A 14,160-nucleotide genomic window follows, 5' to 3' on the forward strand; every position below is an offset into this window, starting at 1 on the left:
GTGCCGGCCGGGGCAGTTTTCGGGTAACCGCCCCGGCCGGCACCTCCTGTTCGCGGTTAGAAGAAGCCCAACGCGTCTTCGGAGTACGACACCAGCAGGTTTTTGGTCTGCTGGTAGTGGCCGAGCGCCAGCTTGTTGTTCTCCCGGCCGATACCCGAGCTCTTGTAGCCGCCGAAAGCGGCTCCAGCCGGGTAGTTGTGGTAGTTGTTCACCCACACGCGACCGGCGTGCAGGTCCCGCCCCGCGCGGTAGGCCGTGGTGCCGTTCCGCGACCACACCCCGGCCCCGAGGCCGTACAGGGTGTCGTTGGCGATCGAGATGGCGTCGTCGTAGTCGTCGAAGCTGGTCACCGCCACGACGGGTCCGAAGATCTCCTCCTGGAAGATGCGCATCTTGTTCTGGCCCTCGAAGATGGTCGGCTGCACGTAGTAGCCGCCGCTGAGGTCCCCGCCGAGGTCGGCCTGCTCGCCGCCGAGCAGGAGCTTGGCGCCCTCCTTCTTCCCGATATCGATGTACGAGAGGATCTTCTCGAGCTGGTCATTGCTGGCCTGGGCGCCCACCTGGGTGTCGGTGTCGAGCGGGTTGCCCTGCTTGGCCAGCTTGGTGCGCTCGATGGCGCCGCCGAGGAAGCTGTCGTAGATGGGCTTGTGCAACAGCGCGCGGCTGGGGCAGGTGCACACCTCGCCCTGGTTGAAGGCGAACAGCACAAAACCTTCCTGTGCCTTGTCGTAGTAGCTGTCGTCCTTCTGCGCCACATCGTCAAAGAAGATGTTGGCGCTCTTGCCGCCCAGCTCAACGGTGGACGGGATGATGTTGGCGCTGGCGTACTGCAGGATCAGCCGTCCCGTCGTGGTCTCGCCGGTGAACGCGATCTTGCGGATACGGTTCGAGGATGCGAGCGGCTTGCCCGCTTCGATGCCGAAGCCGTTGACGATGTTGAGCACCCCCGGAGGCAGGATGTCGCCGATCAGTTCGATCAGCACCAGGATCGATGCGGGGGTCTGCTCCGCGGGCTTGAGCACGACCGCGTTCCCGGCAGCGAGAGCCGGTGCCAGCTTCCACACCGCCATCAGGATCGGGAAGTTCCACGGGATGATCTGGCCGACCACGCCCAGCGGTTCGTGGAACTGGTACGACATGGTGTCGTTGTCGAGCTCGGCGTGGTCGCCGTCCTGGGCGCGGATAGCGGAGGCGAAGTACCTGAAGTGGTCGGCAGCCAGTGGCAGGTCGGCGTTCAGCGGCTCCCGGATGGGCTTGCCGTTGTCCCAGGTCTCGGCAACCGCGAGCAGTTCGCGGTTCGCGTCGATGACATCCGCGATCTTGTTGAGCACGGCGGCGCGGTGCGTGGCCGTGGTCTTGCCCCAGGCCGGTGCGGCCTTGTGGGCGGCGTCGAGGGCCAGGTCGATGTCTTCGTGGGTACTGCGGGCGACCTCGGTGAACGGTTTGCCGTTGACCGGGGAGATGTCTTCGAAGTATTGGCCCTTCACTGGCGGCACCCATTCGCCTCCGATCCAGTTCTCGTAGCGGGGCTTGAAGGTGACTTTCGCATCCGGTGTGCCTGGGGCGGCGTAAACGGTCATTTCACTCCTTGTTCGACGGCTCTGTCGATGGAGTCCGCGTTCTCGCGGTCCATGGGGTGAGCCTAGGAACACGGAGGTTGCGAAACATTGCGGTGGCCTCCCGGTCCGGTGGCCCGACCGAGGTCATCCTCCGGTATTCCCCGGTCAGTCTCTGGGTGGATGCCTGGCCGGACCGGCTTGCCTAGCGTGGACGACATGGAAACCCTGAAAAGTTCTCGCGTCGTCGAGCCGCCGCCCGCGCGCAGCGGCTGGTGGCACGCCGACACCCGGTCGTCGGCGGTGCGGGCGACGGTCGTGGCGGTCGGCGGAGCGGTGCTGATCGGCGGGCTGACCAGTGTCGCCCAGCAGTACCTGCCGCCCTGGGTCAATTCGCTGGGCAACTCCGCCGGCGGCTGGACGATGTTCGCCTTCCTGATCGTCTGGCTCGGCCGTGCCCGGCCGTTGCTTGCGGGAGTCCTCGGCATCGTGGTCTTCCAGCTTCTCGTCGAGTCCTACAGCGTCGTATCCGAGTGGCGAGGGTTCGATGACGGCGATCCGTTCACCTCGATCTGGACCCTGGTGGGCGTCGTCACCGGACCGCTGCTGGGCGTTGCCGCCGGCCTCGCACGCTACGCCCCTCCACTGTGGGGTGCGCTGGCGGTCACGCCGCTGAGCGCTGTTCTGCTGGGTGAGGGCATCTGGGCGCTCAACACCATCACAGACACCACCAGCCCGGTCTATTGGACGCTCGAGATCGTGCTGTCAGCAATCTTTCTGCTCGCGGCCGTCCTGCACCGCCGGCTCGCGCCCCGCTCCATCTCGTTGGTGGTCAGCGTGTGGCTGGTGGGGACTCTCGCCTTCGTGTATGTGCTCGTCTTCGTCCTGAATTGAACCCGGGCTCGTCGACTACGCGCTGAGCTCGGCCTCGATGCGGGCGAGGCTCGCCACCACTGCGGCTCGCTGTGGTGACCGGGCGGGCAGCAGCTGAAGGCAGGCCCGCCATACCTCGGAGTCCCAGGCGGCCTCCTCGGTGCCGGCGTAGTCGAGCAACACCTCCACCGAGGCATCGCTGAGCAGCGTCTGGCGCAGGCGCTGGCTCACCTCTGCGCGGATCTCTGCGACGCCGGGCGCTGCGGAGCCAGGCAGCACGGTGCCGCGATAGGCGGCGAGGGCCATTCGGTGGGCACCGCGGCCGAGGAGGCGCAGGACCCGGCCCGCATCCGTGTCGACGTCGGTCTCCAGACGGTAGGGGCGGGAGCCGATCCGCAGCTGCGGATGGCTGACCGCCAGCGCCCGGCGCAGCCGCACCATCTCGGCGCGGAGGTTCTCGACGGCGTGCGGTTGCTCGTCGCTGAGGAGGCTTGCGAGCCTGTCGGCGGACAGGCCCTGCCGGTGCCAGGCGAGCAGGAGCAGGATCTCGGCGTGCCGGGGACTGAGGCCGACGCTGTGCCGATCAGTGCTGTGCCGATCAGTGCTGTGCCGATCAGTGCTGGGAGCCCCGTGCAGGGCGCCGTGTTCGGTACCCAGAACGGTCAGCAGAATGCCGGGGGCGGTAAAGCCCGAAGGCCGCGCCGGTGCCGGCCGTGGGGCGCTGAGGCTCTGGATGCGCAACTCCGCCTCGAGCGCCGCGACGGCGGCCTCCACAAGCGGCAGGGTCTGCGGGGCAACGGCGGCGTCTCCCCCAGTGATATCGATGACGCCGAGCACCGCACCGGTGACCGGGTCGTGGATGGGCACGGCGGTGCAGCTGAACGGGTGGGCGAGCTGACTGAAGTGTTCGGCGCGCTGGATCTGGATGCCGTGGTTCAGAGCCAGGGCGGTGCCGGGTGCGCTGGTGCCGACCCGGGCCTCAGACCAGTCGGCGCCGACGACGAAGTGCATGTCCTCGGCACGGGTGCGCACCGAGCTGTCACCGTCGATCCAGAGCAGCCGGCCGGTCTCATCGGCCACCGCCACGATCAGCCCGAATTCGGCGGCGTGCCGCACCAACAGGGTGTTGATCACCGGCAGCACCCCGGCCAGCGGATTGCGGGCCCTCAGCCGGTTGAGCTCGTCGGCGGCGAGAGTTGGTGCCGCCTGCGCCGTCAGCGGGTCTAGGCGGAGTGACAGAGACCGTTGCCAGGATTCCCGCACGAGTCGGCGCACGCCGGCCTGCACGGCACCGGAGCGCAGATCGGTGCGGTCCCCGATGGCGGCCTCATGCAGTCTTTCCTGCCGGGAAAACGTCCCCACAGGTGAATCGGTAGGAGTTATCGTCCACGGACTGCTCACAACACCTCCGATCAACGCTGGTCGTAGGCGACCTGCGCAGAGCGGCCGGTCGGGTGCTTCATTCTAGGCACAGACCGCGAAAAAGGGGTGTTAGGAGCCGATCTCCTGGTACGCCGCGAATAGCAGCGACACATCCGGGCCCTCGAGCACCGTGGGCTTGCCGATGTCGTCGAGCACGATGAAGCGCAACATTCCGCTGCGGGTCTTCTTGTCCCGCTGCATGGTGGCCAGCAGGGTGGACCAGCGGCCTACCGGGTAGGTCGTCGGCAGGGTGAGCGACTCCAGGATCCGGCGGTGCCGGTCGACGGCCTCGTCGGAGAGCCGTCCGCTGAGCCTGGCAAGTTCGGCGGCGAACATCATGCCGACGGCGACAGCTGCGCCGTGGCGCCAGCCGTAGCGTTCGGCGTGCTCGACGGCGTGGCCGAGAGTGTGCCCGTAGTTGAGGATTTCGCGGAGGCCCGCCTCCTTGAAATCCGCGCCGACGACGCGGGCCTTCATGGCGATGGAGAGCTCGAGCACCCGGCGGAACTCTGGCGTGATCGGGTCGGTGACCCGGGTGACATCCGCTTCGACGATGTCGAGGATCTCCGGGATCTGGATGAACCCGGCCTTCACGATCTCGGCGAAGCCGGCCAGGATCTCGTTGCGGGGCAGGTCGGCGAGGATGTCGAGGTCGCAGACCACGGCGGCCGGCGCGTAGAAGGTGCCGACGAGGTTCTTGCCCTCCGCGGTGTTGATGCCATTCTTACCGCCGACGGCGGCGTCGACCATACCGAGCACGCTGGTGGGAATCTGCACCAGCTTGACGCCGCGCAGCCAGGTGGCGGCCACGAAGCCGGCCAGGTCGGTCACAGCGCCACCGCCGAAGCCGATCACGGCGTCGGTGCGGGTGAAGTCGGCCTGACCCATCACCTGCCAGCAGAACGCGGCGACCTCAACCCGTTTGGCGGGCTCGGCGTCGGGGACCTCGGCGATGAGGACCTCGTACCGGTCCAGCAGGCTCTCCCGCAGCGCCACGGCGCGGGCGCCGAGGTGCGAGGTGTGCACAATGAGCACCTTCTTCACGGTGTCGCCGAGCTGCTCGGCAACATCGGCCACGATGCCCCGCCCGATGAGGACCGGGTAGCTGTCGACACCGCTGACGGTGATGGTGGTGGTGCCGGTCTCTTCGGGCTGCATGTCGGTCACGATTGTTCTCTTACCCATTTCACGATGTCGGCGGCGATGGCGTCGACCGGCCTGGTCGACGTGTCGAAGTGGATGCTGGCCAGCGCGTCGTACAGCGGGCGGCGCTCGTCGTAGATGCGCTGCCAGGCGTCCGGCCCGTCGGCCAGGAGCGGACGTTTGGCGTTCCTGGTGCGGTTGCGCACAGCCTCAGCGGTAGTGCTCAGGGAGATCACCGTGGCGCGCCGCAGGTCCGCCCGGGTGGCCGGGTCGAGCACCGCTCCCCCACCGAGCGACACGACGGCCCGCTTCTGACGTAGCGCGTCGGCGACGGCCGCGCGTTCGAGGTCCCGGAAGTGGCTCTCGCCGTGAGTGGCGAAGATCTCGGTGATCGGGCCGTGTTCGGTGACGATGAGTTTGTCGGTGTCCAGGAACGGCACCCGCAGGGTGCGCGCGACCCGTCGACCGATCTTGGACTTGCCCGACGCCATCGGCCCGATGAACACCAACGGGTACAGCGGCACATCCGCGTCGCGGTGCGGCTCCGCGCCCTCCGGCGACGCCTCGTCGCGCCGGTCGGGCGCCGGTCCGGGTGCGGCCGGCCAGCCGTCGGCGGGACGAGAGGCGTCCGGGCTCAGGAACAGCACGCTAGAGCGTGGCGTCGCTGGACGCCCCGGTGCGCAGGTTGGCCGGAATGTTGGCGAGGTAGGAGTCCAGGTTGCGCTTGGTTTCGCCCAACGAGTCACCGCCGAACTTCTCCAGCACCGAGTTGGCCAGGACCAGGGCCACCATGGCTTCGGCGACGACGCCGGCGGCCGGCACCGCACAGACATCGGAGCGCTGGTGGTGAGCGGGTGCGGCTTCGCTCGTGGTGATGTCAACGGTGCGGAGCGCGCGCGGGATCGTGGCGATGGGCTTCATACCGGCCCGTACGCGCAGCACGGTTCCGGTGCTCATGCCGCCCTCGGTGCCGCCGGCCTTGTCGCTGGCGCGCAGGATCTGGTCATCGACCTGAACCAGTTCGTCGTGTGCGTCCGAACCGCGGCGGGTGGTGGTGAGGAAGCCGTCACCGACCTCGACGCCCTTGATCGCCTGGATGCCCATCAGCGCGGCGGCGAGCTGGGAGTCCAGCCGGCGGTCCCAATGCACGAACGACCCCAGACCGGGTGGCAGGTTGTAGGCAAGGACCTCGACGATGCCGCCGAGAGTGTCGCCGTCCTTGTGCGCAGCATCCACCTCGGCGACCATGAGCGCGCTGGTGGCGGTGTCGAAGCAGCGCAGCGGGTCGGCGTCGAGGGTATCGACATCACCGGGACGGGGCAGCGCGGATCCCTCGGGCACACGAACCGGGCCGATGGACAGGGTGTGGCTGACCAACTCGATACCGAGGCCGGCGAGGAAGGCACGGGCGACGGCGCCGAGGGCCACGCGGGCGGCCGTCTCCCGGGCGCTGGCGCGCTCGAGCACCGGACGGGCCTCGTCGAAGTCGTATTTCTGCATCCCAACCAGGTCGGCGTGGCCGGGCCGGGGGCGCACCAGAGGGGCGCCTCGGCCGCGGGCGAGCAGGGCGGGGTCAACGGGTTCCGGGCTCATCACGTCGGCCCACTTGGGCCATTCGGTGTTCCCGATCCGCAGCGCCACCGGGCCGCCGAGGGTGAGACCGTGGCGGACGCCACCGGAGATGTTCAGTTCGTCCTGTTCGAACTTCATGCGGGCACCCCGGCCATAGCCGAGTTTGCGGCGCGCAAGGTCGAGACGGATCGCATCTAGTGTGACCGGGATCCCAGCGGGCAAACCCTCGACAATGGCGAGGAGTTCGGGGCCGTGAGACTCTCCGGCGGTGAGCCAACGAAGCATGCTCCCTATCCTTCCACAGCGCGGCCGGGCGCCGTCCCGTCGGCGGCGTCCAGTGCGGCACGCATGGCCTCCAGCACGGCCTCTTCGTCGGGGAGGGGCAGGAAAGGGTCGTTGGCCAGGAAGATCCGGATCTGCACGACGGCCTGGTGCAGCAGCATCGTGCGGCCGGACAGGGCCCGGCCGCCGGCAGCCGCCCAGGACCGGGCCAGGGCTGTGGGCCAGGGCGCGTAGCCCACGTCGAAGAGCAGGGTGTTGGCCCGCAACGCCGCCGGGAACTCGTACTGCAGTGCGGCATCGCCGGGCATCGTGCTGATCACCAGGTCACTGACGCGGTCGGCGGCGGCCATGGCCGGAAGGCCCGCTACCGCGACGACGAGCCCGAGCTTGCGGCCGAGGTCCAGGAGCGGGTCGGCTCGGCCCCGCGTGCGGGCGATGATCTGCACGGTTTCGGCGCCGAGTTCGGCGGCGGTGACGAGGGCGGATGCTGCGGTCGCGCCGGCACCGATCAGGGTGACGTGGTTGGCCCGGTCCATGCCGGCCTCGGCCAGGGCACGCACGAGCCCGGCTACGTCGGTGTTGTAGCCGACGAACGGCCGTGGCGCGGTCTCCGTCGTGCTGTCGTCGCCCTCCCCCACCGGTGCGTCGCCGAAGCGCACAGTGTTCACGGCTCCGGTCAGGGTCGCGACACGGTCCAGGGTGTCCAGGCGCGGCTGGATCTCGTGCTTGAGCGGCATGGTCAAGGACAGCCCCAGCCACTCCGGGGTGAGGCCGTCCACGAAGCCGTCGAGCTCACCCTCGCCGATCTGCACCGCCGTGTATTCCCAGTTCAGGCCGAGCACCCGATAGGCGGCAGCGTGCAGGGCCGGCGACAGTGAGTGCGCGATGGGCGAACCGAGCACCGCCAACCGGCGCCGCGGCGGCGTGCTGACTGAGGCTTGCGTCGGATCAACCATATTCGGGGTGCTCATCCATCCAGTCCAGCCACTTGGCGACGCCGGCGTCGTGTTCGTCCACGGTCGTTGAGAAGATGGTCTCTCCGGTATCCAGGTTCCACGTCACGAAGAATAGCCAGGTTCCGTCTGCGGGGTGCAGGGCCGCATCAATGGCCAGGTCGCCGGGATTGCTGATCGGTCCGACCGGCAGACCGGGATGCACGTAGGTGTTGTAGGCGTTGTCTACGTCCGCCCGCTCGGCGTCGGTCGTCGTGACCAGGTGCGTCTTTCCGGTGCCGTAGGCGACGGTGGCATCGGACTGCAGCAGCCCGGTGTCCCACTGCGCAGGGTCGAGCCGGTTGTAGAACACCCGGGCGACCTTGTAGTAGTCGTCCTTCAGACCGGCCTCACGCTGGATCAGCGACGCCATCACGATGGTCTTCCACCGATCGGCCGGGGCGACTCCGGCAGTGTCGAGGGCCTCGAACTGGCGGTCGACGAGGGTCTTGAGTGCGTCGTGGGCGCTCGTCGCCGGCTGGAATGTGTACGTGGCCGGAAAGAGGAAGCCCTCGAGGCTGGTGGCCTCGGCAGGGAGCCCGAACCCGGACAGGTCGGCGGCCGCTGCCTGCAGGTCCTCGAGGGGGATGTCGGTACCCTCTGACATCGAGGTGAGCACGTCGACGGCAGCGGTTCCCTCGGGGATCACCACGGTGAGATCCTGGCGGCTGTCCGGGTCCTGCAGGGCCTCGAGTGCGGCCTGGGCGCTCATCTGCGAGGCCAGCTGGTAGGCGCCGGGCTGGAAGACCGGGTCGGTCGACTGGGCGAGCAACAGGTCGTAGAAGGCGTCATAGCTCTTCACCACATCCTGGTCCACCAGGGTGTTGGCGATATCGGAACCGGTGTCGCCGTCGTGGATCATGACGAGCACCTCACCACTGCCGGAGCCCTCATAGTCCTCGGGAGCCTGCGTGGCGGCGACGAGCTGGCTGATGGGCCCCTGCAGGGCCAGGGCAGCGGCGCCCATCAGAGCGACGAGGACGAGGATGACGACCAGGCAGCCCCAGCCACCCTTGCGCGACTTCTTCTCCACCAGGGTCGGGTGGTCGGCAAGCCGGGCGCGTCGATTCGCGCGGGAGCCGGGGCGTCCGGCCTGCGCCGGGACATCCGGGGCACCCGTCAGCTGACCGTCGGATGCGGGGGCCGGGTCGGGCGCAGTGCCGAACCCGAGCCCCGCGAAGGGATTGTGGTCGCTGGTGCTCACCGCGGCGGGCTCCTCTGGGGCAGGCTGCTCGTCCGGGTCGGGCTGTACGGGTGCGGTCCAATACGACAGAGGTGCCGGCGGCGCTGCCGGTTCAGAAGCTGCCGGTTCAGAAGCTGCCGGTTCAGAAGCAGCCGGGCCCGCAGCCTTCTGCGCCGCCTGGGCCTCGCGGGCCGCCTGGGCTTCCCGCAGGGCCCGGCGGGAGGGCAGCGGCGTGTCGCCAGTGCCGCCCGAAGGGTTCGGGTCGGGGTTTTCCGGCGGACTTTTCGCCACGGTTACGGCCTTCCGGTCAGGTCAACGGACGTGCCGGCTGGTTTGCCCGAGGCACGTTCGGTATCGAGCGCATGCTGCAGAATAATAGTCGCGGCCACCTGATCGACCACTGGACGCTGCGTGCGGGTGCTGCGGCCGACGGTTCGCAGGGCGGCCTGAGCCGACACCGTCGACAGTCGCTCGTCGACGAGCCGAACCGGCACCGACACCGTCGCGGCGAGGGTTTCGGCGAAGGAGACGGCATCGTCGGTCGACGCGGTGTGCCGCCCGGACAGCGCCAGGGGCAACCCGACGATCACTTCGACGGCATCCAGCTCGGTGACGATCCCGGCGATCCTGCCGAGGTCGGCAGCGTTCTTGTCCCGTGGCACGGTCTCCACCGGGGTGGCGAGCATGCCGTGGAAGTCGCTGCGGGCAACGCCGATCCGCACAGTGCCGACATCGATTCCCACCCGCACGCCCGATCGCATGGGTTAGCGGGCCACCAGCGTGCGCAGCGTGCTGAGTGCCTCGGGGATCAGCTCCACCTTCGTGCCGCCGCCCTGGGCCAGGTCGTCCTTGCCGCCGCCGCCGCCGCCGAGAATACCGGCGAGCTGCTTGGCCAGCGCACCGGCCTTCTGGCCGGCGTCACGAGCCGCGGCGTTGGTCGCCACGATCACGACGGGCTTGTCGCCCACGGTCGCCGCGAGGGCGACGACGGCAGGGTCATTGCCCAGCCGTTCGCGGGTGCCGGTGACGAGCATCCGCACGTCGTCGGCGGAGTTCAGGGTGCCGAGGTCTTCGGCCACCACGGTGAGGTCGCCGATCCTGGTGGCCTGGGCCACGAGGGCGGGCACCCGGTCGCTGAGTGCACGGGCTTCGAACGAGGCGATCTTCTTCTCGGCCGCCTTCAGGCTCTGCATGAGATCCATGATCTTGGCGGGAAGCTGCTCACGCGGCGTCTTGAGGTTGCTGGTGAGCTGGGACACGATGGCCCGCTCGGCGGCGAGGTCGCGGAACGCCTCGAGCCCGACGAGCGACTCGACACGGCGGTTGGTTGAGCCGACCGACGCCTCGCTGACGAGGTTGATCATGCCGATCTCAGCGCTGGAGGCCACGTGGGTGCCCGCGCAGAGTTCGCGCGACCACGGGCCGCCGATGTCGACCACCCGCACGGTCTCGCCGTACTTCTCGCCGAACAGCGCCATCGCACCGAGCGCTTTGGCCTCGGCCAGCGGCAGTTCGCGGGTGCTCACCTCGAGGTTGTCGCGGATGGCGTTGTTGGAGATCTCCTCGATCTCGCTGCGTGTCGCCGGCGACAGGGCCTGGTTCCAGGAGAAGTCCAGGCGGAAGAAGCCGGCCTTGTTGTAGGAGCCCGACTGGTGTGCGTTCGGGCCGAGCACCTGGCGGAGCGCCGCGTGCAGGACGTGGGTGCCGGAGTGCGCCTGGCGGGCGCCGCGGCGCCAGTCGGGATCGACGACGCTGGTCGCGGGGTCGCCCACACCGACCTCGCCGCTGGTGACCTGCACCTTGTGGCTGATCAGGCCCTTGACGGGCTTCTGCACGTCGAGAACCTCGAGTTCGTAGCCGGGGCCCACGATGAGGCCGGCGTCGGCCTCCTGGCCGCCGGATTCGGCGTAGAGGGCGGTCTCGGCGAGGATGACCTCGGCGATGTCGCCGGCGACCGCACGGTTCACTGATGCGCCGTCGACGATCAGGCCCAGAATGCTGGATTCGGTCTGCAGCATGTCGTAGCCGGTGAACACGGTCTCGCCGTGTGCGCGGAAGGCGCTGTAGACCGACAGGTCGGCCAGATGGGTCTTCTTGGCCTTGGCGTCGGCCTTGGCCATGGCGCGCTGCTTCGCCATCAGGGTGTCGAAAGCCTCACGGTTGACGCTGAGGCCGGCCTCTTCGGCCATTTCCAGGGTGATCTCGATCGGGAAGCCGTAGGTGTCGTGCAGCAGGAACGCGGTGTCGCCGGGCAGTTCCGCCTTCTGGGCGCTCTTGGTCTTGGCCACGGCGAGGTCGAGCACGCTCGACCCGCTGGCGAGGGTGCGCAGGAAGGTCTCTTCCTCGGCGTATGCGGCCTGGCTGATCCGGTCGTAGTCGGTGGCGACCTCGGGATACGCGGCGCTCATGGCGTCGCGGGAGGCCGGGAACAGCTCGGTGAACGAGGCGGCGTCCACCCCGAGCAGGCGCATGGCACGGACGCTGCGGCGCATCAGACGGCGCAGGATGTAGCCGCGGCCCTCATTGGACGGCATGACACCGTCGCTCATCAACATCAGGGAGGACCGCACGTGGTCGGCGACGATGCGCATCCGCACGTCGTCCTCGTGGTCGGCGCCGTAGCGGCGGCCGGAGAGGGCCGCGGCACGGTCGAGAACCGGGCGCACCTGGTCGATCTCGTACATGTTCTGCACGCCCTGCTTGAGGAACGCGACGCGCTCCAGGCCCATGCCGGTGTCGATGTTCTTCTTGGGCAAGTCGCCGAGGATCTGGAAGTCGTTCTTGCCGGTGCCCTCACCGCGGAGGTACTGCATGAAGACCAGGTTCCAGATCTCCACGTAGCGGTCGTCGTCGGTGGCGGGACCGCCGTCGATGCCGAAGGCGGGGCCGCGGTCGAAGAAGATCTCACTGCACGGGCCGGCGGGGCCGGGCTGGCCGGTGGACCAGTAGTTGGTGTCCATACCGAGGCGCTGGATCCGGTGCTCAGGCAGGCCGAGCGCGCGCCAGTAGCCGAAGGCCTCGTCGTCGTTCTCGTAGACCGTGACCCAGAGGTCCTTCTCGGCGAAGCCGTAGCCGCCGTCGGCCTCGCTCGAGGTGAGCAGCTCCCAGGCGTAGCTGATCGCCTGCTCCTTGAAGTAGTCGCCGAAAGAGAAGTTGCCGCTCATCTGGAAGAAGGTGCCGTGCCGCGGCGTCTTGCCGACCTCTTCGATGTCGTTGGTGCGGATGCACTTCTGCACGCTGGTGGCCCTGGGGAACGGGGCGGGTACCAGACCGGTGAGGTAGGGCACGAACGGCACCATGCCGGCCACGGTGAAGAGGAGGGAGGGGTCATCGCTCACGAGCGACGCCGACGGGACAACGGTGTGTCCACGGTCGGCGAAGAAGTCGAGCCAGCGCCCGCGAATGTCGGCAGTCTGCATGGGGTCCGTACTGTTACTGGATCGGTAATCCGACCGGGGGAATTGCGGTGGGAAGGGAAGTGGTTTAGGGCTTTGACAGCTCTTCGATGGTCTCTTCTGCCTCGCCGAGTGCGGCGTGCAGTTCGGCTTCGCGTTTGCGGTAGCCCTCGGAGATGGCCTCGCCGAATTCGCGGGTCTTGGCGTCAAGATCGGTGAAGAACCGCTTGCCCTGCTGGGTCTTGTTCACCTCGTGGGCGGCAACAAATCCGATTCCGACGCCGACGACTAACCAGATGAAATTCTTCATGGCATGTGCTCCCTGAGTTTGAGGAATGGGTGGCTGTGGGCCGGGGCACCCGCTGGTCCAGCGGGCCGAGGTCCTGACAGGCTGCTTTCCAGCGTAGTGGACTTACTTCGTGCCTCGACGGGGCTTGGAGGCCCTGAAGGCCGCCCGGACACCGGCGGAGAATCCGGCGAGCTTGATCAGGGGGCCGCCGACGGTGGCCGCGAACAGCGCGACCATTGCGGACACGTTTCCGGTGACCTCGGCGACATTCGTGGTGATTGTGTCGATCGTGGCCAGCTGGTGGTTGGTCTGGGCGACGGTGCTCGTCGTCTCCTCGAGCAGCGGGGTCACGTTATGGCTGAGGTCGCGGATGGCGAGAGTGGTCTCGTCGAACACCCGGCCGAGCTTGATCAACGGGATGGCGAGGAACGCCACCAGAACAGCGAAAACGCCAGCGGCAATCAGGCCGGCGATATCTCCACCAGTCATTCGGCACCATCCATTTCGATTAGGCACAGCACGCAAAAGGGCGGATCACCTAGGTGATCCGCCCTCAAGCGTAGTTCAGTTCCGGCGAATCGAGACGCGCCGGGAGTGACTAGCGTGCTGCGTAGTACTCAACGACGAGCTGGACTTCACAGGTCACGGGGATCTCGATGCGCTTCGGGGCGCGAACGAGACGGGCCTGCAGCTTGTCGAGTTCAACCTCGAGGTACGGCGGGAGCTTGGGCAGCAGGTCGACGTGACCGCCGGCCGCGGCAACCTGGAAAGGCTCGGTGCCCTCGCTCTTGGCCTTGACGTGGATGAGCTGACCCGGCTTCACGCGGAAGGAGGGACGGTCGACCAGCTGGCCGTCGACGAGGATGTGGCGGTGCACAACCATCTGACGGGCCTGGGCGGTGGTGCGGGCGATGGCCGAACGCACGAGGAGGGCGTCGAGACGGGTCTCGAGGATCTCGACGAGGTTTTCACCGGTCAGGCCCTGGCGGCGACGCGCTTCTTCGAAGGCGATCTTGAGCTGGGCTTCGCGGATGCCGTACTGGGCACGTAAGCGCTGCTTTTCGCGCAGACGCACGGCGTAGTCCGAATCGGTCTTGCGCTTGGTGCGGCCGTGCTCGCCCGGAGCGTAGGGACGCTTCTCGAGGTACTTGGCGGCCTTCGGGGTCAGGGCGATGCCCAGGGCCCGCGAGAGGCGGGTCTTGCTACGGGTACGTGACTTGGTAGACACAGTGTCCTTTCGGATGGATCTGAAAAATGGATACCAGGGCGCCGGGCCGGCCGCGAACGGCAGCACAAGGCGTCATGGGAGATCAGAGGGGTGGGTGCCACGGGCCGCCCGGCTACAGGGCGAATCCACTCCAACTTAGGTTGTGTACGCAGCCGCATGACAAAACCAGTTGTAGGCGAGGTCAAGGCTAGCACACGGGTGCCCCCGTGGCCGGGCTTTCGACAC

General features: G+C 68.1%; 13 protein-coding genes. 1 reads left to right on the forward strand and 12 read right to left on the reverse strand.

Annotated features, from left to right (window positions below; genetic code table 11):
- Positions 1 to 56 precede the first annotated feature (56 nt).
- A complete protein-coding gene (locus E3O57_RS08895; RefSeq protein WP_088456300.1) occupies positions 57 to 1,580 on the reverse strand; it encodes an aldehyde dehydrogenase family protein in 1,524 nt (507 codons plus the stop codon).
- Positions 1,581 to 1,775: 195 nt separating this feature from the next.
- Between E3O57_RS08895 and E3O57_RS08900 the strand changes: the two genes are divergently transcribed.
- The gene (locus E3O57_RS08900; RefSeq protein WP_103479516.1) at positions 1,776 to 2,450 is read left to right on the forward strand and encodes a DUF6518 family protein; all 675 of its coding nucleotides are present in this window, start codon (positions 1,776 to 1,778) and stop codon (positions 2,448 to 2,450) included.
- A 15-nt stretch (positions 2,451 to 2,465) separates the two neighbouring features.
- Here the strand turns inward: E3O57_RS08900 and E3O57_RS08905 are convergent, their stop codons facing one another.
- From E3O57_RS08905 to rpsD, 11 genes are all read right to left on the reverse strand, one after another.
- Positions 2,466 to 3,791, reverse strand: coding sequence for a transcriptional regulator (locus E3O57_RS08905; RefSeq protein ID WP_241990355.1), 1,326 nt, complete (start codon positions 3,789 to 3,791; stop codon positions 2,466 to 2,468).
- A gap of 129 nt (positions 3,792 to 3,920) precedes the next feature.
- A complete protein-coding gene (aroB, locus tag E3O57_RS08910) occupies positions 3,921 to 5,009 on the reverse strand; it encodes a 3-dehydroquinate synthase (protein ID WP_103479619.1) in 1,089 nt (362 codons plus the stop codon).
- Between the two features lie 5 nt (positions 5,010 to 5,014).
- Positions 5,015 to 5,641, reverse strand: coding sequence for a shikimate kinase (locus E3O57_RS08915; RefSeq protein WP_240632178.1), 627 nt, complete (start codon positions 5,639 to 5,641; stop codon positions 5,015 to 5,017).
- Between the two features lies 1 nt (position 5,642).
- Positions 5,643 to 6,851 (reverse strand): chorismate synthase, encoded by a 1,209-nt coding sequence (gene aroC / locus E3O57_RS08920; RefSeq protein WP_088456302.1) that lies wholly within the window; start codon positions 6,849 to 6,851, stop codon positions 5,643 to 5,645.
- 5 nt (positions 6,852 to 6,856) lie between these two features.
- Complete coding sequence (locus tag E3O57_RS08925; RefSeq protein ID WP_241990356.1) at positions 6,857 to 7,819, reverse strand: shikimate dehydrogenase; 963 nt, start codon at positions 7,817 to 7,819, stop codon at positions 6,857 to 6,859.
- Positions 7,797 to 9,314: an endolytic transglycosylase MltG gene (gene mltG, locus E3O57_RS08930; RefSeq protein WP_241990357.1), complete on the reverse strand. Its 1,518-nt coding sequence runs from the start codon at positions 9,312 to 9,314 to the stop codon at positions 7,797 to 7,799. The genes E3O57_RS08925 and mltG overlap by 23 nt, the downstream gene beginning before the upstream one ends.
- A gap of 2 nt (positions 9,315 to 9,316) precedes the next feature.
- Positions 9,317 to 9,784, reverse strand: a complete 468-nt coding sequence (ruvX, locus tag E3O57_RS08935) for a Holliday junction resolvase RuvX (protein ID WP_174776232.1) — start codon at positions 9,782 to 9,784, stop codon at positions 9,317 to 9,319.
- A 3-nt stretch (positions 9,785 to 9,787) separates the two neighbouring features.
- The gene (gene alaS, locus E3O57_RS08940; protein WP_103459850.1) at positions 9,788 to 12,442 is read right to left on the reverse strand and encodes an alanine--tRNA ligase; all 2,655 of its coding nucleotides are present in this window, start codon (positions 12,440 to 12,442) and stop codon (positions 9,788 to 9,790) included.
- Between the two features lie 64 nt (positions 12,443 to 12,506).
- On the reverse strand, positions 12,507 to 12,728 hold the full coding sequence (locus E3O57_RS08945) for a hypothetical protein (protein ID WP_088456305.1): 222 nt from the start codon (positions 12,726 to 12,728) through the stop codon (positions 12,507 to 12,509).
- Positions 12,729 to 12,830: 102 nt separating this feature from the next.
- Positions 12,831 to 13,196 carry a DUF948 domain-containing protein gene (locus E3O57_RS08950; RefSeq protein WP_088456306.1) on the reverse strand — a complete coding sequence of 122 codons (366 nt, stop codon included), beginning with the start codon at positions 13,194 to 13,196 and terminating at the stop codon, positions 12,831 to 12,833.
- 109 nt (positions 13,197 to 13,305) lie between these two features.
- Complete coding sequence (rpsD, locus tag E3O57_RS08955; RefSeq protein WP_088456307.1) at positions 13,306 to 13,935, reverse strand: 30S ribosomal protein S4; 630 nt, start codon at positions 13,933 to 13,935, stop codon at positions 13,306 to 13,308.
- Positions 13,936 to 14,160: the final 225 nt, after the last annotated feature.

Source organism: Cryobacterium sp. TMN-39-2 (assembly GCF_004402745.1).
GTDB lineage: Bacteria > Actinomycetota > Actinomycetes > Actinomycetales > Microbacteriaceae > Cryobacterium > Cryobacterium zongtaii.

What these genes read in the sequence shown, in the direction of transcription:
- E3O57_RS08895 (WP_088456300.1), bottom strand. Translation starts at nt 1,580, where the DNA reads ATGACCGTTTACGCCGCCCCAGGCACACCGGATGCGAAAGTCACCTTC.
- E3O57_RS08900 (WP_103479516.1), top strand. Translation starts at nt 1,776, where the DNA reads ATGGAAACCCTGAAAAGTTCTCGCGTCGTCGAGCCGCCGCCCGCGCGC.
- aroB (WP_103479619.1), bottom strand. Translation starts at nt 5,009, where the DNA reads ATGCAGCCCGAAGAGACCGGCACCACCACCATCACCGTCAGCGGTGTC.
- aroC (WP_088456302.1), bottom strand. Translation starts at nt 6,851, where the DNA reads ATGCTTCGTTGGCTCACCGCCGGAGAGTCTCACGGCCCCGAACTCCTC.
- E3O57_RS08925 (WP_241990356.1), bottom strand. Translation starts at nt 7,819, where the DNA reads ATGAGCACCCCGAATATGGTTGATCCGACGCAAGCCTCAGTCAGCACG.
- ruvX (WP_174776232.1), bottom strand. Translation starts at nt 9,784, where the DNA reads ATGCGATCGGGCGTGCGGGTGGGAATCGATGTCGGCACTGTGCGGATC.
- alaS (WP_103459850.1), bottom strand. Translation starts at nt 12,442, where the DNA reads ATGCAGACTGCCGACATTCGCGGGCGCTGGCTCGACTTCTTCGCCGAC.
- E3O57_RS08945 (WP_088456305.1), bottom strand. Translation starts at nt 12,728, where the DNA reads ATGAAGAATTTCATCTGGTTAGTCGTCGGCGTCGGAATCGGATTTGTT.
- E3O57_RS08950 (WP_088456306.1), bottom strand. Translation starts at nt 13,196, where the DNA reads ATGACTGGTGGAGATATCGCCGGCCTGATTGCCGCTGGCGTTTTCGCT.